This is a genomic window from Pseudomonas fluorescens (assembly GCF_902497745.1).
In the GTDB taxonomy this organism is placed as follows: Bacteria; Pseudomonadota; Gammaproteobacteria; order Pseudomonadales; family Pseudomonadaceae; genus Aquipseudomonas; species Aquipseudomonas fluorescens_BM.
In genome coordinates, this window is the sequence record NZ_CABVHJ010000013.1 from 94,155 (window position 1) to 116,601 (window position 22,447).

Genomic DNA, 22,447 nt, shown 5'->3' on the forward strand with positions numbered 1-22,447 from the left:
CATCGTGACGAAGTCCGCGATGATATGCGGTGTTTCTGAAACTATGTAAATACTGGATGCTATCGCATGTGGCCGGTGATATGAGTTTTTTAATTCTTGCGAGCTTTATTTTTGAATCAAAATTTTGTCCGAGGGCGGCAGCTACAAGCTTCGGGTCAGTACTTGGGTTGGACAAACGTTTCCACATGTCGTTTTCATAAAGTCGGTCTTGTGCATACTTGTGGAGTGTGAGTTCAACAATATTGTCGATAAGCATGAGCGCGAAGCGGTCGAAGTTTCTATCATGCATTGCAAGCTGGTCAAGTGCCAAATCCATCTGATCAATTTGGTCTGCGAAAAATTGCAGCATTGAATTATTCCATCTCGATAGTAGATAATTTTTTTTGTTTTATACTTGAAATCAAGTGGAAGGGGGTTGATGGCTATTGACGTCGTTCATTTTCAGTTGGCGAAATAACGCTGAAATTTGTGAATAGTTCATTGTACTTGCAGTGTTTTAGAAAGTCGATGACCCCGCTGATGTTCTTCATTTGCTCCTTTGGGATCATGTTGTATTGGAAGTCCCATTCATTGGTAATGAATCCTCCATCCTCTACAAAGGCAGTCTTAAGCTTTCCCTCGAAGTGATAGATAATTGCGTATAAAACATTGTCGTTATACACGAATCCATTAAATTTTCTAGTGCTGGATATAGCTGTGGAGTAGTGTGAGAACTCTTTGAATGATTCTATCGAGTGTGAATTGGTAATTTTGCATTTTATCGGGCGGCCGATGCTGAATACATAGAGTTCTATTTTTCGCGGTGGCATGAAATTTGGTTCGTATTCGTCCTTGCCTATGTAGTAATTCGAAACTGGTGAGGTGTCAATGCTTAAGCTCTCAAGGCCCTTAAGTATTATTGGTGGGTTAAATTCCTCTACTTTGATTGCAATATGTCGATCAATTGTTGCATAAATAGAGAATATGGGGACAGGTTTGTCCTTAAGATTGCTTAGTACGATGTTTCCAATTCGTGATGCTGATGTTCTACTGTGGTAAGTGGAAAAAGAAGCAAGTACCTTATTACTTATTTTTTTCCATGCTAAATATCCAGAAAGAGGAAGAAGTATTAAGCCGGGAGCGACTTTCAAAAATTCTTTCACTGACTCAAAGACTTCCGGCTGAATACTCATGTGCAGAGAACCTGTTCTTGTTTGAAGAAATCATCGATGCGATGACATTGTTTCATCGGCCTGTATCGGCCTTTATCGGACTGCGTCGGGATAGGTAGGGTGTCGAGTCCCTATCCTCGTACCTCAATGTCAGCGCAATAATCGCACTCGATTCGGTGTGCCCGGATGCATATTTTGTGCGGTTGCGGTTTGTTGCGCGCAGCGAATGAGGGCTATGTCCCATCGCTCCATAGAATTATGAGTTCGTTCATGCAATTCAGAGGTTTTGATCTGAATTCCGTATATGTCAACATTGTAAGGTGAATGGGTGCTTCAAGATGTTCGGTTGCGACCTCAAGTGTAGACCTTAGCGTATAATAGTTATTCAGTGCGGTGGTCGTACCATCGGTTAAGACAGCAAGTATGTCGATGTCGTTATAAGGCTCAAATCGAAAAAATGATCCGAAACCATATACAGTTTTAAGCCCGTTCTCCGCTAATGTAGTAGCTTGGACTGCCGTCTTTATCCCTCTTGTGATAAGCCCAATAGTCAGTTGCCCAGAGCGCTCCCGACATTTCATCTGTGACATATAAACCTATCCGCTCTGCTAAACAAAAATGCTTTGCTTGTTCTGTGTAGCCGCACCATCCGCCTCCGATATAAATAATTGATGGTTTGCCGAATTCATGAATCACGCGTTGTACAGCCGTTAGACCCATGGTGTACTCATCTAAACAAATAACAGAGATTTGATCTCGCTGCTGTTTGCGAACAATTTCAAATACAAGATCGTCGTGCCTTAATAAAGAAACGGTATTGCCGTGATTGCGTAGTAGTTTTTCTAACCACGACACCCGGGCAAAGCTTACGCCCCAACTATTGCTGCCATTCTTATTCATGGATGCATAATTCTCTCGAAATTCGAAGGGAACAAGGGATAGGTATCTAGTCGTCTGTATTGATGGCGTACAAATGCCTGAGCATGCATCTTGAACTGGTAGAATGCCTCTGTTTCCGGAGTGGTCAGCAGCATGATATTCGCCTCAATCGCATTAACTATCTTGATATTATTCGGAACGATGGTATCTAGTTTGCGTAGCTCCCAAAGCTCGTGCAAATTTGATCCTGGATCAGTCTGGGCAATCTCGGAGCGCGGTCCCAACTGAGACCATAGTGTCTTATTTTCGATTAACAGCCGCGTTACATATTTCTTCAGTTCGTCAGCACTTAAGAATTTTAAAGCTGCACCGTTTGCGCGAATTTGCTTTTCGTGGTCTTTTTTCCACTCATGGAGCATCTCTGGAGGAAAGGTGCCGGGAGGCGCCTTGTCAATTTTGCGGTGGCAAGTCGGACAGAGGAGAATCAGATTTTCATAGCCATCGCTACCCCCGGTGGCTACACCGCGCGGACCGGATGGACTACTCGCGATGACATGCGCCATTTCTCCAATATTGAAGCCGCGACCGTCTTCCAAGAGTACTGTCAGATCATCCTTGCAACTCGAACAGGTGCCTGCAGCGCGGCCCCATAAAAGCTTAACGGTGTTGTCGCTGATTGCCATGGTGCAGCAGCCCCTATAAATATTAGTAACCAACGTGCCGTAAATCAGGTTAGCTGACTAGGCTGTTATGTGCGATATCCGAAGGCTGTATATCAAAGAATATTTCGCTGCCAATCCATGCTTTCTGACTGGAAATCGTCCAAGAGCAAGCACATCGAGATATATACCTGTCCAGGACACCACGTCTCATGAAGCATCCAAGCGCTATTGAAAGCGCCGATACAGGCAGACGTCCTAGTTACTTAGAAATTGGTACGCGAAATAAAACTATAGCGGCATGGAGCAATGCAACAGGGGCTTTGATAGGGATCTTAGATCCAATCCGTCATCGGAGAGACGGACAGCGCTTGAAAAAGGGAACGCAGTGCTCTCATTGCTGTTGGCAGCACTTGGATCGATCAGCGTGCCCGTAAGGCCTTGCCAAACGGAAAAACGTGTCTGTTTAAATTAGGGAAAAGGGGGGGCGGATCTATTTACTAATTTTTTCAAATTACCTATATAAGTCTTTCAATAACTCTGCGTTTGTTTAAAAAAGTATCGGCGTCCCCATCCATGCCCTACACCACCTTGCGCCTCCCCCTACACCTAAGACAGAATCCACCGGCTTGTGCCTCTAGCCCGCAGGTTCTATCGTCCCTACGTCACTGAAAAGCAGTGATCGGGTTTGGTAGCCCGTCTCCGTCAGAAGCACAAGACTACTGTCTTGCGAGGGCGTTTCTCGTCTTCGTTTTATGGTGGTCATGCGCGGGGCGTCTTCGGATGCGCCGGGGTTCCTGACGACCGGTCTACCAACCTGCGTATGGCCTCCACCCTTCGTTTGGTAGCGAGAGTGATGGCTCCTTTTCGTTCATCCGTCAGGAGTTACACCATGTTCAAACCAACACCGAATCCACCAGAAACCGACCCCGCATCCCCCTACGAATCCCTCAACCCCAAAAAACTCCACGAAGCCGCCGAGCGCGCGCTCGATCACTACCTCCTTCCCGCCGGCCACATCATGTCCAGCGTCAACGAGCCCGAACGCATGTACTTCGCCAACCCAAAGTACGACTCGGAATCCCTGCTGGCCAATGCCAGTGAAACGCTGAGTTCCGCCTCGGAAATGCTCAACAACTTCGCCGCAGCACTCGACCCCTCGCACCGCAAAACCGCGCTCGGCATTGCGCAGGTGGTGATGCTGGGGGAGTTGGCGGTGAATCAGGCGTTGGATAACGTTGAGGTGAAAGCGTAAATCAGCCCCCTTTGTGGCGAACGGCTTAGCCGTTGCCACGGAGGGGCTGTTGGCGCTGAGCAAAACAGCCGGGAGGAGGGCGAGTAAATGGACAGGGTGATGGCCATTTAGTAGCATTCCGCGCCTTTACTCAGGAGTCGCCGCACCATGGAAGCTACATCGTCCCAAGCTTGGTACAACACACGTCCCGCCGTTGTCTTCATGGCCGTTTTTTATTGCTTTGTCGTATTGATTCAGGCCGGTCTGTGGGTGGCTCATGACGGGTTTCAGCAAGCGCGGGAAGGGGATATTTCGTTTCTGATGCTGCTGAACGTCTGCGTGGTGGCGTTGTTGATGTTTGTCGGCGGCTTGCTGTTGCTAGCGAGAAAGAAGATCAGTTCTCTGTGCTTTGTTCTGGCGTTGATCCTGGGAATTGCCTTTTCTCTGTCGCAGATGAACAGCGGTTCGGTTGTGCATCTGCTCACTCTGCCGATGTTCAAAGAATATGCACTGGTGTTTGGTATCTGGGTGTACAGCCTGCAATTGCGCACGGCCGGTTATTTTTCCGCTAAATAACCCCCTCTGCATTGCCCGTAGCGCCCTATTGGCTGAATAGGCCGGGCGCTTGATTGTTAGCTATTTACGTGAAGAGAATTTATGTCTACTCCTGATAGGCCGAAGTTACCGCTGCAAGCATTCGTGATGTCGTGCCTGGTGGCCGGCTGGGGTCTGGTGTATGCCGGTCAGGTGAAGTGGGCGGTGCGTGTTGCCGCTTTGCTTTATCTGGGGGTGATTTTACTCGGTGTCTGCGGGGTGCCTGCCACGCCAGTGGGCCTGTATGTCTTCGCGACGTTTATCGTCCTGGTGAAACTCGGCTCGGCCACGGCAGCTGCGATATCGGTGCGTAGAAACGACCATCCGGTGAACAGCCCCAGCCCCCGTTTCCATGTGCTTTACGTGGTGGCGCTGGTCATCCTCACGCTGATTCTTTTGGGACCACTGCGAGGCCCGACGCTGGGGTTCAAGACTTACTTCATCCCCTCTGGCTCGATGGTTCCGACCCTTTCGATCGGTGACTATATCGTCACCAAAATGCGCATCGACGCGCCGCAGGTGGGCGACATTGTGACTTATCGCTACAACGGCACGGAGGCGGTCAAACGTGTGGCGGCAGTGGGTGGCGATACCTTGTCGATTGTTGACGGTAAGGTCATTCGCAACGGCGAAAACATGGGGCTGTTCTTTGCACCGCCAGATCGCGTGAAGGATCCTCGTTATCTGCAAACGCCGCCGACGGTGGTCGAGAAGGACCATGTTTATCTGCTCGGTGATAACCGCGATGTCAGTAACGACAGCCGCTTTATGGGCCAGGTCGCACTCGAGGACATTACCGGTAAAGTCACCGGAATCTGGTTTTCAGAGGATCGCTCGCGGATCGGTACGGCTTTCCATTGAGTTACCCAGCCTTGAGTCGTCTCAAGTGCCAAAGTTGAACGCAATGGATATGCGCGGTCGCTTGCCTTCAAAGCGTCGTACCGAATGCATCAGCCATGAGGGGAACATGATGAATGTTCCGCTTTTGGCGGCGCAGACGGTGCTGAAACCGGCAGTCAGGCAGTCCTCGACTCTCATGCGCAGGGCCGGGTTGTAGGTCGAGGCGACCATGCCGCGTGGGTCGAGGAATTCCAGGTCTCCGTCTACGGTCGGATCATCTTCTCGTCCGCCGGCATCGACCCAGTACACGCCGGACCAGAACGCGCCGGGGTGGCCATGCAGTGAGTTGCTGTGGCCGGCTTCATTTACGTTTACCCAGGCGTTGAGCTTCCATTCGAAGTGCGGCTCGGTCAGCCCGTATTGGTCGCTATGAACGGCGGTGAGTTGGCCGGCGAATGCTTTGGCAAATTCAACCAGCGCTGTGCAGGCGTCACCTTCCCAAGTTGCGAAGTCATTGGCTGACTGCCAACCGCCGTCGTTGCTGCGCTGTGTGCCGTTGCGATCTTGAGCCATGCGATTGGCGACGATGGTTTTCAACTCAGCATTGAGTTTTTCTGCGCCCGGGTGCTGGATACTCGCCAATGGGGTGGCGAACAGTCGTCGAATGTTTATCAGTGCTGGATCGACCAGTTGGGTGCCCGACTGCATGTGAAGTTTGATTCCTTTCGGTGAGTTGCAATAACGATACCGAACGAAAAAAACAGTTGATGTAAACCTTTGTTAAACCTGACGTAGTTATTGTAAATGTCCGGATTAATGCGACATTGACAGCAACTAACCGGGATCTGACCTTGGCCGGAGGTCCGCAACGCTCCGGCCTGTTGCATGACGATTAAGGATTACTGCGCTGCAGGTACGGCAATCCACTCGCTCAGGGTCTGCTGATACTTGCCGGTGACTTTGCTCAAGTGCAGCCACTGATCGACATACAGTTTCCAGCTGATGTCATCGCGCGGCAGCAGGTAAGCCTTCTCGCCGTACTGCATATACTGATGCGGATTCACCGCGCACAAGCCAGGCTTGAGTTTCTGCTGATACAGCGCTTCCGAGGCGTCGGTGATCATCACGTCGGCCTTGTTGTCGAGCAGTTGCTGGAAGATCGTCACGTTGTCGTGCAGGGCCAGTTGCGCCTTGGGCAGGAAGGCGTGGACGAAGGCTTCGTTGGTGCCGCCGGCGGGTTCGACCAGACGCACGTTGGGCTGGTTGATCTGCTCGACGGTCTGGTACTTGCTGACATCGGCGCAGCGCACCAGCGGGATCTTGCCGTCGGTGTCGAGGGTGTTGCTGAAGTAGGCTTTTTTCTGCCTTTCGAGGGTCACCGAAATGCCGCCCATGCCGATGTCGCACTTGCCGGCCTGCATGTCCGGCATCAGGGTTTTCCAGGTGGTTTGCACCCATTGCACTTTGACGCCGAGGCTGTCGGCCAGCGAGCGGGCCATGGCGATGTCGATGCCTTCGAAATCGCCGTCGGGACGTTTGAAGGTGTACGGCTTGTAGTCGCCGGTGGTGCACACGCGCAACTGGCCTTGTTGCTGGATGCTGTCGAGGTGCGAAGGGGGTTCCTGCGCTTGAACGGCAGTGGCCAATGTGAGCGCGCCGCAGAGGATCATCGTGCTTTTTGGAATTGTCATTGAGATCGGATTTCCGAGAAGGAAGGGTGGCCCAGTGTAGTGAAAGGCCTTCCCGGGTGTCATCCCGCGTCCGGGCTTAACGTGCCTAGCCACGCCACCAGTGCCACGATCAGCAATGCCATTGCCAGTTCAACGACAACGCTGCGTCTTAGGGCATTTGCCGCGATGACAGAGTGTCCATTGCGCAACGCTTGCGCCAACGCCGGACCAAGATGAAAGCGGTTCAACGCCGCCAACACCAACATCCCGGCAAACAGTAAAACCTTGATCGCGAGCAGCACCCCGTAAGTGCCGAGCAAGCCTTCATCCAGCCTCGGGCCGACGATGAAAAGATAATTCACCACGCCGGTAATCGACAGCGTCAGCACAATCGCTGCACCGATCCACTCAAAGCGCTGAACCGCAAACGTCAGCGAACGAATGCGAGCTGCATCGATCGGCCCCCGCGCCATCAACACCAGCGCCAGCATCGCACCCAGCCAGGCGCCCGCCGCGAGCAGGTGCAGAATGTCGCTGAGAAAATGCCAGAACCGCAGTGTTCCTTCGTCCATCGCCCCATGTCCGCTCCAGGCCAAAGAGGCGAGGGCGATGGCGCCAGCCACCGATGCGAGCCACGCACCCGGCCTGATCAACACCACGATCAGCGCGATCATCCGCACTGCCCACGCCATCCCGACGTCGGTTTCCAGCAGCATCATTTGCAGGTGCGGCCACAACGCCGCAAGCGCTGTTTCGCCACTCATGGCGCGAGTCATCAGCACCAGACCCGCCGCTGATAGCAGCGCCCCGATCAATGCGATCCCGCGCAACAGCGGTCGACACCGCAGCAATGCATCAGCGCTGTACAGCGCAAACAATGCCAGCCCGAACAACAGCAGCAAATCCACATACAACGCAAACCGCAGAATGATGTTGATCAGTTCAGCCATCGCTCACTTCACTTTGAACGTGACGTTGCCGGTGATCGGGTGCGTGTCGGACGACACCGCGCGCCATTGGACTTGGTAAGTGCCGGCGGGCAGCGGCGCGAGCGGGGTGATCAGCATGCTTTTCGGGTCGCTGCCGGCGCTGACTTTGGCTTTCATTGGCATCGGCGAATGGGCCATGCCGGGCATTTCGGTCATGACCAGTTTGGCGCCGGAGAATTTTGTCAGCAGGTTCTCGGAAAAATGCAGTTCGATCTTGCCGGGCGCGGCGCCGTCGGCACCTTCGGCGGGGCTCGACGAGAGCAGTTTCGGGTGGGCTTGAGCGAGGCTGCTCAGAAGCAAGCCGCTGGCGAGTACAAGGGTGATTTTCAAGGTGCGCATGCAAGAGCTCCGGTTTGTTTTTTTAGGGGATTCAGAACCACATCCGCACGCCAAGCACGAGGCGCGCTTCGCTGCGATCCTCGCCTTCTTCGCGGGCGTAATCGGCGGTGTTGCCGTAGGTACGGTTCCACGTCACGCCGATGTACGGCGCAAATTCGCGGCGGATTTCATAGCGCAAGCGCAAGCCGACTTCGCTGTTGGAAAGCCCGGAACCGATACCCCGTTGCGCATCGTTTTTGCCGTAGACGTTGAGTTCAGCGGTGGGCTGCAGGATCAGGCGGTTGGTCAGCAGAATGTCGTAGTCACCCTCGAACCGCAGCGCGCTCTGGCCACCTTCACCGATAAACGCCGTGGCCTCGGCTTCGAAGTTGTACAGCGCCATGCCCTGCACACCGAATGCAGCCCAGGTCTGTGGCGCGCCGGGTTTGAAGTCCTGACGCACGCCGCTGACCACGTCCCACCACGGCGATATCGCATGGCCCCAGAGCGCTTGAATCTCGGCGTCTTCGGTCTTGCCGTTGCTGCGTTCACCTTCGGAGCGCAGCCACAGCCGATCGATGTCGCCACCGATCCAGCCGGACAGATCCCAAGCCAATGCGCTGCCGTCATCGGCGTCCTGCCATTCGAGTTTGTCGGCGAGGAAGTAGCTGTTGATCGCGCTGTCGTGGACTTGATGACCGCCGGGGCTGGTGAACACGGCGGCACGGTCGGCGTCGGTCAGTGGCGGGATCGGCGTGCGGCTTTCCGTCGGGGCGGCGGGCTGCATCATGCCGTCGTCCATACTTTGCATCGTGGAATGATCCATGCCCGCCATCTGGCTGTGATCCATGCCCGGCATGTCGCTGGCGGCCATCGCCGAACTGCCGACCAGCAGCAAGGAAAATGCGGTGAGTCGAGTCATCAGCGGCCCGTTCATTCTTCCACCCGCACTTCGCGGAACATGCCCGTTTCCATGTGGTACAGGAGGTGGCAGTGATAGGCCCAGCGGCCGAGTGCGTCGGCGGTCACGCGGTAGGTGCGGCGGGTGCCGGGCGGCATGTCGATGGTGTGTTTGCGCACCTGGAAGTCGCCGTTTTCGTCTTCCAGATCGCTCCACATGCCGTGCAAGTGAATCGGGTGGGTCATCATCGTGTCGTTGACCAGCACCAGGCGGATGCGCTCGCCGTATTTCAGGCGCAAAGGCTCGGCGTCGGAGAATTTGATGCCGTTGAACGACCAGGCGAATTTTTCCATGTGGCCGGTCAGGTGCAGTTCGACGGTGCGGCTGGGGTCGCGACCATCCGGATCTTCGAAGGTGCTGCGCAGGTCGGCGTAGGTCAGCACGCGACGGCCGTTGTTGCGCAGACCGAGGCCGGGGTCGTTGAGTTTTGGCGCGGTGGTCATGGCTTGCATATCCACCAGAGGATTGTCTTTTTCGCTGTCGGGATGGGATTGCATCGGGCCCATCGCCGAGTGATCCATGGCACTCATGTCCATCGAGCCGTGATCCATGCCGCCCATGCCCATATCGTCCATGGTCACCAGCGGGCGCGGGTCGAGAACCGGTACGGGCGCAGATATCCCGGCGCGAGTGGCGAGGGTGCCACGGGCATAACCGGTACGATCCATGGCCTGGGCAAACAGGGTGTACGCCTCGGCGTCCGGCTCGACGATGACGTCGTAAGTCTCGGCCACGGCGATGCGCAATTCATCGACGCTGACCGGTTTGACGTGCAAGCCATCCGCCGCGACCACGGTCATTTTCAGCCCGGGAATGCGCACGTCGAAGTAGGTCATGGCCGAGCCGTTGATCAGGCGCAGACGCAGTTTTTCCCCGGGGCGAAACAGGCCGGTCCAGTTGTTGTCCGGCGCGTGGCCATTCATGAGGAAGGTGTAGGTGGCGCCACTGACGTCGGCGATGTCGGTGGGATTCATGTTCATTTCTGCCCACATCTTGCGATCGGCAACGGTGGCGCCCCAGCCTTTCTCGCTGACATCGTTGATGAAATCGCCGACGGTGCGTTTGTCGAAGTTGTAGTAGTCGGACTGTTTTTTCAGGGTTTTCATCAGGCTGGTCAGGTCTTCGTCGCTCCAGTCGCTGAGCATCACCACGAACTCGCGGTCGTACTGGAACGGCTCCGGTTCCCTGGCGTCGATCACCAGCGGGCCGTACACGCCGGCCTGTTCCTGCAGCCCGGAATGGCTGTGATACCAGTAGGTGCCGTTCTGCCGCACCTTGAATTGATAGACGTACACGCCACCCGGTTCGATGCCGTGAAAACTCAGGCCGGGTACACCGTCCATGTTCGCCGGCAGCAGAATGCCGTGCCAGTGAATCGAGGTGCTGGCGCTGAGCCGGTTGCGCACCCGCAGCGTCACCGTGTCGCCTTCGCGCCAGCGCAGCAGCGGGCCGGGCAGGCTGCCGTTGATGGTCATGGCGGTGCGCGGGCTGCCGGTGAAGTTGACCGGAGTTTCGCCGATGAACAGCTCGAAGTCGCTGTCGCTCAGTTCATGCAACTGACCGGGCGCATTCAGCGCCCAGACCGGCGTGCGCCACAGGCCGAGGCCACCGAGCAGGCTACCGGCGGCGAGGCCTTTGACGAAGGTGCGTCGTGATGGGTTGGAAGGCATGCGCTGGAAATCCCCGTTTGACTCATGACGGGGAGGCTAACCAGCGCCGGCTTTCAGTTGGCTGAGGCGGAGATTACAGTTTTGACAGTTTGATCGTTTGCCCTACAGGCCGAGACCTTCCTGCACCGCGAGCAAAAGATTGTTTTCGGTCAGCGCGATGGCATCCAGCTGCTGGCCTGTTTCAATCGACTGCATCCACCAATGGCTTTCACCGTGCTCATCCACAGTACGCAGCAGATAGGTGTCCGTGGCTGACGGGATGATCTGCACCCGGCCGGCGCCATCCTCGGTAAACCGCGCAATGGGATCGAATGTCAGGCTTTGATGGTTGGCCTCGATCACCAGTTGGTCGATGGCGTAATCGTGGGATTCATCATCGGGTGACGTTTCGCAAACGTGGGTCGGATTGCGCCGAATCTTCAAACCAACCTCAGTCACCGGTTGCAGCCACGCTTCGATACGGTGGTACAGGTCATACACCTGCGCCGGCCAGCAATCGATCTCCAGCGCGGTATCCGCGTGGGTGTGCCGGGTTTGCTTGAGTTTGGCGGCGAGTTCGTCTGCTTTACTCATTTCGGATCCCTTGGTTTGATGTCTGCCTGTTAATCGTAGACCTTTCAACGGTGTACGGCTTTGCCTTGCGTCATGCGCTTGCAACACAAGCGTGGCGAAATCAGCGCTGGCCAAGTCGGTCAGGATCGAAAACCATGGACGCAGGCGTCCCAAAGGAGTGGGTAGATGAAAAAGCTGTTTACAATTTTGGCAGTCATTGCGCTGACGGCCGGTAGCATCGGTTTGAGTTCGGCGCGGCAATCACAGTCAAGCAAAGCGCAGGCGGAATCGGTGGCGGGGGTGTTCGATTACTACCTGCTGGCGTTGTCCTGGTCGCCGACCTTTTGTCTGACCCACAAAGATGACTCGCAGTGCACGGGCAAGGGCTACGGCTTCGTGCTTCACGGTTTGTGGCCGCAATACGCCAAGGGCGGCTGGCCGGAATCCTGCCCACCGCTGACCACGCTCAACGCAGCGGAAAGCAGCAAAGGTCTGACGCTGTTCCCGACCAAAAAACTGCTCGACCACGAATGGTCCAAACACGGCACCTGCAGCGGCCTCGGCGCGATGGGTTATCTGGATGAAGCGGACAAAGCCGTTGGCGCGGTGAAAATCCCGCAGGAACTGCAACCGTTCAGCAGTTCCTATTACTTCGAAGCCCAGGAAATCGCCGACCTGTTCCGCAAGGCCAACCCGGGCATTCCGGCCGATGGCATCGCGGTCATTTGCAGTGGCCCGGAACTCTCGGAAGTGCGCGTCTGCATGGGCAAGGATTTGCAGTTCGGTGCGTGTGGCAAGGGTGTGAAAACCCAGTGTCGGGCGGGGGATATTCGGGTGCCGCCGGCGCGCTAACCTGAGCGGTTTCCACATATAAAAAGGCGCCCGATCGGGCGCCTTTTTTGGTCTGAAGGTTTGAAGTACCCGACAAACTCCCGCATGCTTGCGCCCCCGAAAGGATGACCACGTTACATTGCAAGGAGCTGTTCATGAGCGGAAAACCCGCCGCCCGCGTCACCGATCCAACCGCCTGCCCATTGCCGGGACATGGCACCAATCCCATAGCCAGTGGCTCGCCAAATGTCAATTTCGACGGTCTGGCGGCTGCGCGAATGACTGATAAATCTGCTTGCGGCAGCCCGATTACCGGTGCTGTTGCGTCGACGGTGTTCATCAACGGTTTGAACGCCGCGACACTGGACAGCACCGGTGGGCACGGCAACGTCGTCATCGGCGGCTCCGGCACAGTCATCATCGGTGACACGGTGACATCGGCTCCCTTCAGTGGTTTGCTGCCGATGCCGGTGCATTTCACTGACCGGTTGAAACTGGTCAATGACGTGACCGGTGAGCCCATGCCTGATCATCCTTACGTTATTCAGCGCGCTGACGGACGTCTGGAGCATGGGGTGTCTGACGCAAACGGATTCACCCACCAAGTCAGCTCGCATCTGCCCGAAACCATCAAGTTGTTTTTGGAGGAGTAAGGCATGCCTGCTGAAACGGTAACGTGCGCGAAGGGCAACAATTACAAGCTTCACAAGGAACATGCGCTGACGGACAAGAAGGATGTCAGTGATAAGCCTGTGCCGGTGGAGAGTACCAAGGCGATTGTTGTTTTTATCGGCGGTGCGGGAGATAAGGAGAGTTATTATTTCTCGGGGCCTTATGAAAACATCCAGGATGCACGCCGTGCATTTGATAGGCGCACTGAGACATTAAAGGGAGAAGGAAAATATAAATCGGAATGGTTGGGTTACAACGAAGTCAGAGGAAAGCAGGACATTCAACGGCACGTGCTAAGCCTTATTCCGTATAAAAGCTGCCCCGTCTATATCGTGGGCCATAGCCTCGGCGGCTGGAATGGTGCGCACCTGTCCAAAATAATGTCGGATTGGGGTTACAAGGTTCAGATGCTGATCACTCTGGATCCTGTGGGTGAAGGGGCTTTGGTTTGGCTGGGCTCAGACATTTATCGCGAACGTCCCGCGCCAGTTTCGGTTGATTGGATCAATATCAAGGCAACACCTTCCAAGAGAGACCCATCAGACGGGGTCGCGGACTTCGGGGAAAAATGGATTATCTCCTGCGGACCGTCACTTAACGTAAATGTCGACACGAATCATGCTAATGCACTGGGATTGCTAAACGCCCCAATCGCTGATGGTAAATCTGCAAGTGACTTGCTGTTTGATTCAATCATGAAGGAATTTTCGTGATGTTTAGGTTTTTCCTTTGCGTGGTTCTTGCTGTCTGTTCGGGATGTGCAAAGGACCATTTACAGCCTCCGGCAAATTTGAGTTATGTGTCCGTAGATAGGTCGAGTTCCCTTTTATATGTCATCAAATATCAATCCGATGTGGATGTTTTGAACCTGTTTGGCCGAGGCGAAAGGCAAGGGATGGCTTCGGGGACATTGAGGTGCGCGTTAGCGGATGACCACGATTTTTCGGTTGGCAAAGCCATTCAGTTTTCTGCAGTGGGGCTGGTAGATTCTGATATACGCGAAAACGGCAACTCCAAATTCTCCTTTTCGACCAGTACATTTATCACTGAAACCTCCAGCGACCGAAGTACGGAGAGAGATCTGTCAGCGTCAGAACTGAACCAACTCCTCTCCAACAAACAACAGATCCCCTGCAAAGTCGTCGTCACCGCCTACGGCTACAAACCCTACTACTCAAACACCATGAACATTCCTGTCGCGGACCTGCTGCGGGAAATCAACAAACCCCGATAACAGAAGTAAGGGGGATTTCAGGCAAATCCCCCCGCATCCACCCCCAACTCCCCACGCAAAAACTCCACCAGGCCACGCTGCAACCCGCTCAACACACCCTCACGACTGACCAACGCCAATTCCGTCGGCGCCAGTTCCGGCAAATCTGTACACACCTGATGCTCAGGCAACACCGCCGACACCGGCAGCACCGACACCCCCAGTCCCGAAGCCACCGCTGCTTGAATCCCGGTCAGGCTGTGGCTGCCAAACGCGACCCGCCAAGGGCGCTGGGCAACATCGAGCAAACGAATGGCCCGCTGCCGATACAGGCAGCCTTGCGGAAACAACGCCAACGGCAACACGCCGCTCGACGAATCAAATTCCGCACCTTTGACCCACACCAGTCGTTCCGGCCAGGTCGCCCACGCCGGGCCGCTGTCGGGTTCGCGTTTGATCAGGGCGATGTCGATGTCGCCGGCATCCAGACGCTGGCGCAGATCGAGGCTCATGCCGCTGATCGTTTCCAGCCGTGCTTGCGGATGGCTGCGGGTGAAGCCAGCAAGGATCAGCGCCATGCGCCGCGCGTCGAAGTCTTCCGGCATGCCGATACGGAGGATTTCCAGGTCGAGGTCGCTGGCCAGCGCTTCAGTGGCTTCTGCCGAAAGCGCCAGCAAACGCCGCGCATAGTGGATCAGCAGTTCGCCGTGTTCGGTGACGGCGACGTTGAGCCCGGTGCGATCACGCAGCAGTAAGGCGTGGCCGACCAGGTCTTCAAGTTTGCGCACCTGCTGGCTGACCGTCGACTGGGTGCGGTGCACGCGCTCGGCGGCGCGGGTGAAGCTGCCTTCGTCGACCACGCAGACAAAGGTTTTCAGCAGTTCCAGATCCAGCATGGCGGTGCTCTCGATAGTGGTTTTTCAACTGACGGTTGGCTATTTATTTAATTTCACACTATCACCGAGCGCTCATAAGCTGAAGTCCTCACGACGGAGGATTCGACCAATGACACTCATCCACACCCCGCGCCCGCAATGGCTGACCTTCGATTGCTACGGCACTTTGATCCAATGGGACGAGGGCCTCAAAGCTGTGGTCGGCGAAATTCTCAATGAGAAGGGCGAACACCAGGTCGACGCCGGGCACCTGATCGAAGTTTATGATCGCCATGAACATCGCCTCGAACAAACCCCGCCGCACCGATCGTTCCGCGAACTCAGCACCCTCGGCCTGCAATTGGCCCTGAAAGAATTGGGCCTGCCCAGCCTGCCCGAAGACAGCCAGCGTCTGGCCGCTGCGATCCCGAAAATGCCGCCGTTTGCCGAGGTGATCGAGACCCTTGCACAGCTCAAGGCGATGGGCTTCAAACTGTGCATCGTCTCCAACACCGACGACGACATCATTGCCGGTAACGTCGCGCAACTCGGTGGCCACATTGACCGGGTAATCACCGCGCAACAGGCTGGGGCGTACAAACCGGCGCCTCGACTGTTCGACTACGCTCATGAACAATTGGGCGTCAGCCGCGATGAAGTCGTGCACATCTGTGCCAGCCCGATGCTCGACCACACAGCGGCGCGGAACATGGGCTTTCGTTGTGTGTGGATCGATCGCGGCACCGGTCGCCAGTTGCTGCCGGACTATCGCCCTGACGCGATCCTCAACAGCCTCGATCAAGTGCTGCCGCTGTTCAAATCCCTTGGATGGTAATCACGGAGAATCGTCATGGCTCACACTCTTGGCGTCAGTGCGCGGGCCTCACGTCCGACCGCATTGAACCTCGACACAGAGGCGATCATCACCGCTCGCAACGAACTCGCAGCGTGCTTTCAACTGGCCGCGCTGCACGGTTTGGAGGAGGGTATCTGCAATCACTTTTCGGCGATGATGCCGGGGCATGACGATCTGTTTCTGGTCAATCCCTACGGTTATGCCTTTGCCGAAGTCACCGCGCAGAACCTGCTGGTCTGTGACTTCGACGGCAATGTGCTTGAAGGCGAAGGCCAACCGGAAGCCACGGCGTTTTACATTCATGCGCGTCTGCATAAACAACTGCCGCGAGTGAAAGTCGCCTTCCACACCCACATGCCTCACGCTACGGCGCTGTGTCTGCTGCAAGGGGCGCCGCTGTTGTGGCTGGGGCAGACCGCGCTGAAGTTCTATGGGCGCACGGCGGTAGACGAGAATTACAACGGCCTGGCGCTGGACGAATCCGAGGGCGATCGCATCGCCGGGGTCATGGGCGACGCCGACATTCTGTTCCTGAAAAACCACGGCGTGATCGTTGCCGCGCCGACCATCGCCGAAGCCTGGGACGACCTCTATTACCTGGAGCGCGCCGCCCAGGTGCAACTGCTGGCGATGGCCACGCAACGGGAGCTGAAGCCAGTGCCCCATGCCATTGCGCAGCGGGCTTATGAGCAGATGCGCGAGGGCGATCCGCAAAGTGCGCGGGCGCATCTGCACAGTGCGATGCGGCGCCTGGCCCTTCACAACTGACTAACCGTAAAGAGGCAATCGAAAATAAATCGACGAACAGCGATCATCCAATCTCGCTGCGCGCCGATATAACTGGGCGGGACCGGGGCGTTTGCCCCGTACATCCCGGTGGGCTACGCTCACAAACATAAGGGTTTACCCGCTGGCGCCCTTGTCGTACCTGCCCAGGACTTGCTTTTGCCTATCCCCATTCACGACCCGCATCAGGCCCCCGGAGGCACCCTTAAACGCCTGCCGCTGCGCAAAGCGGCGGTGCTGTTTATCGTTGCGGTGGGGTTGTGCCTGTCCGGTTTGCTGTACCTGCAACTGGAGCAGTCGCGAAGGCAGGATCTGGCAGTGGCGAAAATAGCCTCAAGCAATCTGACGCGGGCGATGGCACAGCAGGCCGAGGACACCTTCCTCGCCGCCGATCTGGTGATGACCAGCCTGGTCGACTGGATTCAGGACGACGGCTACGGCGCCGCGCAGAAACCGCGTTTGCAGAGAACTTTTGCCCGACGGGTGCAGCAACTCGATCAGTTGCACGGCGTGTTCCTGTTCGATCGCGAAGGCCAATGGGTGATTACCTCGTTTGCCGATCTGCCCCGTGGCAGTGGAGTGGCCGACCGCGAGTACTTCAAGTTTCACCAGCAGAATGCCTCGACAGTAGCGCACATCGGCCCGGCGATCCGCAGCCGCGAGAACGGTGAGTGGATCATCCCGATTTCCAAGCGCGTCAATGATCACGCCGGCAATTTTCAGGGTGTGCTGCTGGCCGGGATCAAGATGTCGTACTTCGACCGCTTCTTCGAAGGCTTCAGCCTTGATGACCAAGCCATCATGTTCCTTGGCCTGAGCGACGGCACCTTGCTCGCCCGCCGGCCGTTTGATGAAAACCTGATCGGCACTTCGCTGGCGCAAGGGCGGATTTATCGCACGTTGCTGCCAGAGGCGGCGGCGGGTACAGCGATGATCAATTCGGTGGTCGATGGCGTGGTGCGTTTATACGGTTATCGACGCTTGTCGGCATATCCGTTGGTGGTGTCGGCGGCGACCTCGCGCGATACGATTCTCAAGGGTTGGTACGAGCGTGCGTTTCAGTCGAGTGTGATTGTCGCGTTGGTGATCCTCGGTGTCGGCCTGTTTGGCTGGGTGTTCATTCATCAAGTGCGCGACGGCGAACGCATCGAGAAAAACCTGCGCAAGGCCCAGCGCGCACTGGAACAGATTGCGACCCACGACAGCCTGACCGGATTGGCCAATCGCCGCTTGTTCGAACAATCGCTGGAGATCGAATTCGCTCGTGGCGCGCGGCAGGTCAGCCCGGTCAGCCTGATCATGCTCGATATCGATTTCTTCAAGCGCTACAACGATGCCTATGGGCACGTGGCGGGAGACCATTGTCTGACTCAGGTCGCTCAGGTGCTGCGGGCGTGCTGTCAGCGCAAGGCTGATCTGGCGGTGCGCTACGGTGGCGAGGAATTTGCGGTGCTGTTGCCGGACACCGATATCAATGGAGCGCTGGCGATCGCCGGGCAGATTCGCCGCAGCGTGATCGACAAACACATCATCCACAGCGGTTCGCCGACCGGGTATCTGACGGTGAGTCTGGGCTGCTATTCGTTTATCCCGAGCGGCAATGACAGCCTGGAAGTGTTTATCCAGCGTGCCGATGCGGCGCTGTATCAGGCAAAAAATGCCGGGCGCAATCGTGCGGCGGTGTTGTCGCTGGATAGCGGTTTGGCTGAACTGATGCGCTCGGATCGCTAACTCAAGTACAACACATACCCTGTGGGAGCGAGCTTGCTCGCGAAAGCGCAGTGTCAGGCGATGAAGATTGTTGGCTGATCTAACGCCTTCGCGAGCAAGCTCGCTCCCACAGGGATTTTCATTAAGCCAGGGTTATGTGAATACTCATAAAACCGAGGGTTTTCACCACGGATGGCTCTTGTTCGTTCAGCCGCCGGTGCCACCGCCCGCACCGCCAGTCCCGCCACCCGCCGAACCGGTGCCACCGCCAGCCCCTGAACCGGAACCGCTGGCCCCGCCATTGGTGCCAGTCCCGGATCCCATACCCGAAGAACCGCTACCGCCCGAAGGCGCGCCCGGCGTGTTGTCTGGCGGCGTGGTTGTGCTGGTCGGGCCTCCGGATTTGGTGCCGGTGGCGTCAGCGCCGTCGTTGGCGGCGAAGCTGGCGGCCGAGGCGCTGGCGAGCAACCCGGCGAGCAATAACGAAGTGAGTTTGCGCGTGATCATGATCCGTCTCCGTAAAGGGTCTGTACCTGATATTGGTCTGGCGCGCTTGACCCTTGGTGCCGGGTGGCTGACGAGCGGTCAGCGGAGAAACCGAGTGGCCTCCTGATCTTCTGGAATATTGGCTATTTGTCGAACCGGGTGTGAGGGCTAACGTAGCCACACATTCACTTGCTACCCGGAGCTACCATGCAACCTCGTACCGATTTCTACACCGCCTCCCCAGACGCCTTGAAAGCGATGATGGCTCTGGAAACGGCTGTATCGAAACTGCCGCTGGAAAAGACCCTGATCGAACTGGTCAAACTGCGCGCTTCGCAAATCAACGGCTGCGCGTTCTGCATCGACATGCACACCACCGATGCAATCAAGGGTGGCGAAACCCCGCGCCGTTTGTTCGCGGTCACCGCTTGGCGTGAAGCGCCGTTCTTCAGCGACCGCGAACGCGCCGCGCTGCTGTGGACCGAATCGCTGACGCAACTGAGCCTGACCCATGCGCCGGATGAAGATTACGACGTGGTTGCGGCGCAGTTCACGCCCAAAGAAATGGTCGACCTGACCGTGGCGATCAACACCATCAACAGCTGGAACCGTTTGGCGGTGGGTTTCCGCAAAATCCCCCAGGCTTAAGCCTCAACGCATAACCCCTGTGGGAGCGAGCTTGCTCGCGAAAGCGGAGTGTCAGATAACAACCATGGTGACTGACACGACGCCTTCGCGAGCAGGCTCGCTCCCACAAGGGAAATGGGCATGGCCAGAAAATAGTGATCAATGCCCATCCGCACTCGGCGCCGCCGGTGGTTGCACCTTGCGCATCAAGGGCACCATCGCCGTGGCGATGACGAAGCACACGCCGATCATCAAAAAGGTGTCGCCGTAGGTCTGGGTTTGCGCCTCGCGGTAGGTCAGCAGCCACAACTGGCGCAGGCTGGCGGTGACACCGACGTCGCCGCTCTGGCCCAGATTCGCGAGGTTGCCGCCGACTTGCGCCAGCCACTGATTCATCGCCTCATTGCTGCTGTTCAGATGTTCGGCCAACCGCGTGAAGTGCAAGTTGGTGCGGTCATTGAGAATGGTCGCGCACGCCGCAATACCAATCGCCCCGCCCAGATTACGCATCAGGTTGAACAACCCTGACGCATGCTTCAAACGTGCCGGCGCCAATCCGCCCAAGGTCAACGTCACCGCTGGCGGCACCGCCAGTTGCTGGGCAATCCCGCGCAACGCTTGCGGCAGCATCAACTCGCCGGCACCCCAGTCATGGGTGATCGGGCTGAACTCCCACATCGACACCGCGAACAAACCCAGACCGATCATCATGATCCAGCGCAGGTCCATGCGATTGGCCAGAAAGGCATACAGCGGAATCGCCATGATCTGGAACACGCCGGTGGAGAAAACCGCCAGACCAATGTCCAGCGCGCTGTAGCCGCGCACGCGACCGAGGAACAGCGGCGTCAGGTAGATCGTTGCAAAGAGGCCAATGCCGGTGACGAACGAAAAGAAGCAGCCGAGGGCGAAATTGCGATCCTTGAGTGCGCGCAGATCGACGATCGGATTGGCCACATGCAAGGTGCGGCCGATGAAGGCCAGGCCGGCGAGGCCGCTGATCCACGCCGTGGTCAGAATGGTTTGGTCGCTGAACCAGTTCCAGCGCGGACCTTCTTCGAGGGTGTATTCCAGGCAGCCGAGAAACAGCGCGAGAAACACCATGCTCAGATAGTCCGCACCCTTGAGCAGGGACAATTCCGGCTGGTCGATTTTCACCAGCATCGGCACCGCCACGGCGACGAAAATTCCTGGCACCAGATTGATGTAGAACAGCCAGTGCCACGAGGAAATATCGGTGATCCAGCCGCCGATTACCGGCCCCAATGTCGGTGCCAATGACGCGACCGCGCCGATGGTCGCGGCGGCGATTACCCGTTGTTTGCCGGTGAAGAAAAAGAACGCCGTGGTGAACACCAGCGGGATCATCGAACCACCGAGAAAACCTTGCAGCGCCCGAAAGGCGATCATGCTCTGGATGTTCCAGGCCACGCCGCAGAGCAGGCTGGCGAGGGTGAAGCCGACCGCCGAAGCGCAGAACAACCAGCGCGTTGAAAACACTCGCGACAGCCAGCCCGACAACGGAATCACGATGATTTCGGCGATCAGGTAACTGGTCTGCACCCAGGCGGTTTCGTCGGTGCCGGCGGACAGTCCACCGCCGATATCACGCAGTGACGCCGAGACGATCTGGATATCCAGCAGCGCAATGAACATGCCGATGCACATGGTCGCGAAGGCGAACACTTTGGTCGCGGTCGCCATATCGGCGGCGTTGAACGGCCGCGCATTTGCGGTGAGGGCGGTGCTCATGGCGCGACGGCCACGGCGCTGGTTTCCGGTTGCGCGCGGGTGTCGACTTCCGCCGTCACCGACAGCCCCGGACGCAAGTGGCCAAGCACGCCATCTGCCGGGTCGAGGAGGATGCGCACCGGCACACGCTGGACGATTTTGGTGAAGTTGCCGGTGGCGTTTTCCGGCGGCAGCACGCTGAACTGCGACCCGGTGGCTGGCGCAAGGCTGTCGAGGCGGCCGTGGAATTCCTGACCGGAAAGGACGTCGGCGCGGATACTCACGCGTTGCCCGGGTTTCATCCGCGCCAATTGGTCTTCCTTGAAATTGGCGTCGACCCACAAACCGCTGGCCGGCACCACCGACAACTGTTGCGAGCCGGCTTGAGCATAGGCGCCAACCCGTGCGCGGCGATTGCCGATCACCCCATCGACCGGCGCGCGCAGTTCGGTGTAGCCGAGGTTCAGTTGCGCCAGATCACGTTCGGCGCGGGCTTGCTGAAGGGCGGCGCGGGCCTGTTGTTTCTGGGTGTCGATCACCGCCAGTTGGCGTTGCGCGGCAAGCAGTTCGGCCTGGGCGCGGGCACTGAGGGCTTGCGCGGTTTTGAAGGTGGCGTCGGCGCGTTGTGCGCTTTCTACCGAGACAGCATTGGTCGTCACCAGGCGTTTGTAGCGCGCGTTGTCATCCCGCGAGCGCGCGGTTTCCGCACCGGCGGCATCGATGCCGGCGCGGGCCTGGCCGATCACTGCTTGTTGCAGTTGTTCGGTGGCGTCGAGGTTGGCCAGCAGCGCCTCTTCGGCGGCGACGGCGCCTTCAGCCTTGGCCAGATTGGCGCGATAGTCGCGGGCGTCGAGGCGGATCAACACATCGCCGGCCTTCACATGCTGGTTGTCGCTGACCAGCACTTCGTCGATGTAACCGGCGACTTTCGGCCCGATCACCGTAACATCGCCACCAATATAGGCATCGTCGGTTTCTTCGATAAACCGCCCGGCGCCCCACCAGTGCACGGCGTACACACCGGCGAAGATCAGCGCGAGCAATCCGGCGCCGGGAAGCAGCAAGCGTTTATGCAGGGAAGGCTTGGTCTTCACCACAACAGGTTCGAGGGTGGGCATGCTGGTCATGGCGGATTACCTGGGT

26 protein-coding genes are annotated in these 22,447 nt (G+C 57.1%); 11 read left to right on the forward strand and 15 right to left on the reverse strand.

What is annotated here, in order from left to right:
* The 4 genes from F8N44_RS31405 to F8N44_RS20335 all read right to left on the reverse strand — a co-directional run.
* A partial coding sequence (locus F8N44_RS31405; protein ID WP_224794800.1) for a hypothetical protein occupies positions 1-349 on the reverse strand: 349 nt, incomplete at its 3' end.
* Positions 350-422: 73 nt separating this feature from the next.
* A complete protein-coding gene (locus tag F8N44_RS20325; RefSeq protein ID WP_150651547.1) occupies positions 423-1,172 on the reverse strand; it encodes a hypothetical protein in 750 nt (249 codons plus the stop codon).
* Between the two features lie 459 nt (positions 1,173-1,631).
* Positions 1,632-2,051, reverse strand: coding sequence for a hypothetical protein (locus F8N44_RS20330; RefSeq protein ID WP_150651548.1), 420 nt, complete (start codon positions 2,049-2,051; stop codon positions 1,632-1,634).
* A complete protein-coding gene (locus F8N44_RS20335; RefSeq protein ID WP_150651549.1) occupies positions 2,048-2,713 on the reverse strand; it encodes an HNH endonuclease in 666 nt (221 codons plus the stop codon). The genes F8N44_RS20330 and F8N44_RS20335 overlap by 4 nt, the downstream gene beginning before the upstream one ends.
* Before the next feature lie 868 nt (positions 2,714-3,581).
* Between F8N44_RS20335 and F8N44_RS20340 the strand changes: the two genes are divergently transcribed.
* The 3 genes from F8N44_RS20340 to lepB all read left to right on the forward strand — a co-directional run bounded on the left by F8N44_RS20340 (position 3,582) and on the right by lepB (position 5,378).
* Positions 3,582-3,944 carry a DUF6124 family protein gene (locus tag F8N44_RS20340; RefSeq protein ID WP_150651550.1) on the forward strand — a complete coding sequence of 121 codons (363 nt, stop codon included), beginning with the start codon at positions 3,582-3,584 and terminating at the stop codon, positions 3,942-3,944.
* Between the two features lie 147 nt (positions 3,945-4,091).
* The gene (locus F8N44_RS20345) at positions 4,092-4,499 is read left to right on the forward strand and encodes a hypothetical protein (RefSeq protein WP_150651551.1); all 408 of its coding nucleotides are present in this window, start codon (positions 4,092-4,094) and stop codon (positions 4,497-4,499) included.
* A gap of 81 nt (positions 4,500-4,580) precedes the next feature.
* Complete coding sequence (gene lepB, locus F8N44_RS20350) at positions 4,581-5,378, forward strand: signal peptidase I (RefSeq protein ID WP_150651552.1); 798 nt, start codon at positions 4,581-4,583, stop codon at positions 5,376-5,378.
* A gap of 21 nt (positions 5,379-5,399) precedes the next feature.
* Here lepB and F8N44_RS20355 read toward each other — a convergent pair whose 3' ends face one another.
* The 7 genes from F8N44_RS20355 to F8N44_RS20385 all read right to left on the reverse strand — a co-directional run bounded on the left by F8N44_RS20355 (position 5,400) and on the right by F8N44_RS20385 (position 11,538).
* Positions 5,400-6,065: a TIGR02466 family protein gene (locus tag F8N44_RS20355; protein ID WP_150651553.1), complete on the reverse strand. Its 666-nt coding sequence runs from the start codon at positions 6,063-6,065 to the stop codon at positions 5,400-5,402.
* Positions 6,066-6,256: 191 nt separating this feature from the next.
* The gene (locus F8N44_RS20360; RefSeq protein ID WP_191630929.1) at positions 6,257-7,048 is read right to left on the reverse strand and encodes a transporter substrate-binding domain-containing protein; all 792 of its coding nucleotides are present in this window, start codon (positions 7,046-7,048) and stop codon (positions 6,257-6,259) included.
* 59 nt (positions 7,049-7,107) lie between these two features.
* The gene (copD, locus tag F8N44_RS20365; protein WP_150651555.1) at positions 7,108-7,977 is read right to left on the reverse strand and encodes a copper homeostasis membrane protein CopD; all 870 of its coding nucleotides are present in this window, start codon (positions 7,975-7,977) and stop codon (positions 7,108-7,110) included.
* 3 nt (positions 7,978-7,980) lie between these two features.
* Positions 7,981-8,355 carry a copper homeostasis periplasmic binding protein CopC gene (gene copC / locus F8N44_RS20370; RefSeq protein WP_038362456.1) on the reverse strand — a complete coding sequence of 125 codons (375 nt, stop codon included), beginning with the start codon at positions 8,353-8,355 and terminating at the stop codon, positions 7,981-7,983.
* 31 nt (positions 8,356-8,386) lie between these two features.
* Complete coding sequence (locus tag F8N44_RS20375) at positions 8,387-9,256, reverse strand: copper resistance protein B (protein WP_150651556.1); 870 nt, start codon at positions 9,254-9,256, stop codon at positions 8,387-8,389.
* A gap of 11 nt (positions 9,257-9,267) precedes the next feature.
* Positions 9,268-10,965, reverse strand: coding sequence for a copper resistance system multicopper oxidase (locus tag F8N44_RS20380; RefSeq protein WP_150651557.1), 1,698 nt, complete (start codon positions 10,963-10,965; stop codon positions 9,268-9,270).
* A 102-nt stretch (positions 10,966-11,067) separates the two neighbouring features.
* A complete protein-coding gene (locus F8N44_RS20385; protein ID WP_150651558.1) occupies positions 11,068-11,538 on the reverse strand; it encodes a hypothetical protein in 471 nt (156 codons plus the stop codon).
* A gap of 165 nt (positions 11,539-11,703) precedes the next feature.
* Between F8N44_RS20385 and F8N44_RS20390 the strand changes: the two genes are divergently transcribed.
* From F8N44_RS20390 to F8N44_RS20405, 4 genes are all read left to right on the forward strand, one after another.
* A complete protein-coding gene (locus F8N44_RS20390; protein WP_150651559.1) occupies positions 11,704-12,369 on the forward strand; it encodes a ribonuclease T2 in 666 nt (221 codons plus the stop codon).
* A gap of 134 nt (positions 12,370-12,503) precedes the next feature.
* Entirely contained in the window at positions 12,504-13,001 is a 498-nt protein-coding gene (locus F8N44_RS20395) for a PAAR domain-containing protein (protein ID WP_150651560.1), read from the forward strand.
* 3 nt (positions 13,002-13,004) lie between these two features.
* Positions 13,005-13,733, forward strand: a complete 729-nt coding sequence (locus tag F8N44_RS20400; protein WP_150651561.1) for an alpha/beta hydrolase — start codon at positions 13,005-13,007, stop codon at positions 13,731-13,733.
* Positions 13,733-14,254 (forward strand): hypothetical protein, encoded by a 522-nt coding sequence (locus tag F8N44_RS20405; RefSeq protein WP_150651562.1) that lies wholly within the window; start codon positions 13,733-13,735, stop codon positions 14,252-14,254. Before F8N44_RS20400 ends, F8N44_RS20405 begins: the two co-directional genes overlap by 1 nt.
* Before the next feature lie 17 nt (positions 14,255-14,271).
* Here the strand turns inward: F8N44_RS20405 and F8N44_RS20410 are convergent, their stop codons facing one another.
* Positions 14,272-15,129: a LysR substrate-binding domain-containing protein gene (locus F8N44_RS20410; RefSeq protein WP_150651563.1), complete on the reverse strand. Its 858-nt coding sequence runs from the start codon at positions 15,127-15,129 to the stop codon at positions 14,272-14,274.
* A 109-nt stretch (positions 15,130-15,238) separates the two neighbouring features.
* Between F8N44_RS20410 and F8N44_RS20415 the strand changes: the two genes are divergently transcribed.
* The 3 genes from F8N44_RS20415 to F8N44_RS20425 all read left to right on the forward strand — a co-directional run bounded on the left by F8N44_RS20415 (position 15,239) and on the right by F8N44_RS20425 (position 18,481).
* Positions 15,239-15,943 carry a haloacid dehalogenase type II gene (locus tag F8N44_RS20415; protein WP_150651564.1) on the forward strand — a complete coding sequence of 235 codons (705 nt, stop codon included), beginning with the start codon at positions 15,239-15,241 and terminating at the stop codon, positions 15,941-15,943.
* A gap of 15 nt (positions 15,944-15,958) precedes the next feature.
* The gene (locus tag F8N44_RS20420; RefSeq protein ID WP_150651565.1) at positions 15,959-16,732 is read left to right on the forward strand and encodes an aldolase; all 774 of its coding nucleotides are present in this window, start codon (positions 15,959-15,961) and stop codon (positions 16,730-16,732) included.
* Positions 16,733-16,909: 177 nt separating this feature from the next.
* Complete coding sequence (locus F8N44_RS20425; RefSeq protein ID WP_150651566.1) at positions 16,910-18,481, forward strand: diguanylate cyclase; 1,572 nt, start codon at positions 16,910-16,912, stop codon at positions 18,479-18,481.
* A gap of 186 nt (positions 18,482-18,667) precedes the next feature.
* Here the strand turns inward: F8N44_RS20425 and F8N44_RS20430 are convergent, their stop codons facing one another.
* The gene (locus tag F8N44_RS20430; protein WP_007915566.1) at positions 18,668-18,967 is read right to left on the reverse strand and encodes a hypothetical protein; all 300 of its coding nucleotides are present in this window, start codon (positions 18,965-18,967) and stop codon (positions 18,668-18,670) included.
* A gap of 186 nt (positions 18,968-19,153) precedes the next feature.
* Here F8N44_RS20430 and F8N44_RS20435 point away from each other — a divergent pair, with 186 nt between their 5' ends.
* On the forward strand, positions 19,154-19,594 hold the full coding sequence (locus F8N44_RS20435) for a carboxymuconolactone decarboxylase family protein (protein ID WP_150651567.1): 441 nt from the start codon (positions 19,154-19,156) through the stop codon (positions 19,592-19,594).
* Between the two features lie 138 nt (positions 19,595-19,732).
* Here the strand turns inward: F8N44_RS20435 and F8N44_RS20440 are convergent, their stop codons facing one another.
* Together F8N44_RS20440 and F8N44_RS20445 are read right to left on the reverse strand one after the other, a co-directional pair.
* The gene (locus F8N44_RS20440) at positions 19,733-21,325 is read right to left on the reverse strand and encodes a DHA2 family efflux MFS transporter permease subunit (RefSeq protein ID WP_150651568.1); all 1,593 of its coding nucleotides are present in this window, start codon (positions 21,323-21,325) and stop codon (positions 19,733-19,735) included.
* On the reverse strand, positions 21,322-22,431 hold the full coding sequence (locus F8N44_RS20445) for an HlyD family secretion protein (protein WP_150651569.1): 1,110 nt from the start codon (positions 22,429-22,431) through the stop codon (positions 21,322-21,324). Before F8N44_RS20445 ends, F8N44_RS20440 begins: the two co-directional genes overlap by 4 nt.
* Between the last annotated feature and the right edge of the window lie 16 nt (positions 22,432-22,447).

What these genes read in the sequence shown, in the direction of transcription:
- F8N44_RS20325 (WP_150651547.1), bottom strand. Translation starts at nt 1,172, where the DNA reads ATGAGTATTCAGCCGGAAGTCTTTGAGTCAGTGAAAGAATTTTTGAAA.
- F8N44_RS20360 (WP_191630929.1), bottom strand. Translation starts at nt 7,048, where the DNA reads ATGACAATTCCAAAAAGCACGATGATCCTCTGCGGCGCGCTCACATTG.
- F8N44_RS20395 (WP_150651560.1), top strand. Translation starts at nt 12,504, where the DNA reads ATGAGCGGAAAACCCGCCGCCCGCGTCACCGATCCAACCGCCTGCCCA.
- F8N44_RS20340 (WP_150651550.1), top strand. Translation starts at nt 3,582, where the DNA reads ATGTTCAAACCAACACCGAATCCACCAGAAACCGACCCCGCATCCCCC.
- F8N44_RS20380 (WP_150651557.1), bottom strand. Translation starts at nt 10,965, where the DNA reads ATGCCTTCCAACCCATCACGACGCACCTTCGTCAAAGGCCTCGCCGCC.
- F8N44_RS20390 (WP_150651559.1), top strand. Translation starts at nt 11,704, where the DNA reads ATGAAAAAGCTGTTTACAATTTTGGCAGTCATTGCGCTGACGGCCGGT.
- copD (WP_150651555.1), bottom strand. Translation starts at nt 7,977, where the DNA reads ATGGCTGAACTGATCAACATCATTCTGCGGTTTGCGTTGTATGTGGAT.
- F8N44_RS20330 (WP_150651548.1), bottom strand. Translation starts at nt 2,051, where the DNA reads ATGAATAAGAATGGCAGCAATAGTTGGGGCGTAAGCTTTGCCCGGGTG.
- F8N44_RS20440 (WP_150651568.1), bottom strand. Translation starts at nt 21,325, where the DNA reads ATGAGCACCGCCCTCACCGCAAATGCGCGGCCGTTCAACGCCGCCGAT.
- F8N44_RS20445 (WP_150651569.1), bottom strand. Translation starts at nt 22,431, where the DNA reads ATGACCAGCATGCCCACCCTCGAACCTGTTGTGGTGAAGACCAAGCCT.
- F8N44_RS20375 (WP_150651556.1), bottom strand. Translation starts at nt 9,256, where the DNA reads ATGACTCGACTCACCGCATTTTCCTTGCTGCTGGTCGGCAGTTCGGCG.
- F8N44_RS20410 (WP_150651563.1), bottom strand. Translation starts at nt 15,129, where the DNA reads ATGCTGGATCTGGAACTGCTGAAAACCTTTGTCTGCGTGGTCGACGAA.
- F8N44_RS20385 (WP_150651558.1), bottom strand. Translation starts at nt 11,538, where the DNA reads ATGAGTAAAGCAGACGAACTCGCCGCCAAACTCAAGCAAACCCGGCAC.
- lepB (WP_150651552.1), top strand. Translation starts at nt 4,581, where the DNA reads ATGTCTACTCCTGATAGGCCGAAGTTACCGCTGCAAGCATTCGTGATG.
- F8N44_RS20405 (WP_150651562.1), top strand. Translation starts at nt 13,733, where the DNA reads ATGTTTAGGTTTTTCCTTTGCGTGGTTCTTGCTGTCTGTTCGGGATGT.
- F8N44_RS20345 (WP_150651551.1), top strand. Translation starts at nt 4,092, where the DNA reads ATGGAAGCTACATCGTCCCAAGCTTGGTACAACACACGTCCCGCCGTT.
- F8N44_RS20420 (WP_150651565.1), top strand. Translation starts at nt 15,959, where the DNA reads ATGGCTCACACTCTTGGCGTCAGTGCGCGGGCCTCACGTCCGACCGCA.
- F8N44_RS20430 (WP_007915566.1), bottom strand. Translation starts at nt 18,967, where the DNA reads ATGATCACGCGCAAACTCACTTCGTTATTGCTCGCCGGGTTGCTCGCC.
- F8N44_RS20335 (WP_150651549.1), bottom strand. Translation starts at nt 2,713, where the DNA reads ATGGCAATCAGCGACAACACCGTTAAGCTTTTATGGGGCCGCGCTGCA.
- copC (WP_038362456.1), bottom strand. Translation starts at nt 8,355, where the DNA reads ATGCGCACCTTGAAAATCACCCTTGTACTCGCCAGCGGCTTGCTTCTG.
- F8N44_RS20355 (WP_150651553.1), bottom strand. Translation starts at nt 6,065, where the DNA reads ATGCAGTCGGGCACCCAACTGGTCGATCCAGCACTGATAAACATTCGA.
- F8N44_RS20400 (WP_150651561.1), top strand. Translation starts at nt 13,005, where the DNA reads ATGCCTGCTGAAACGGTAACGTGCGCGAAGGGCAACAATTACAAGCTT.
- F8N44_RS20435 (WP_150651567.1), top strand. Translation starts at nt 19,154, where the DNA reads ATGCAACCTCGTACCGATTTCTACACCGCCTCCCCAGACGCCTTGAAA.
- F8N44_RS20415 (WP_150651564.1), top strand. Translation starts at nt 15,239, where the DNA reads ATGACACTCATCCACACCCCGCGCCCGCAATGGCTGACCTTCGATTGC.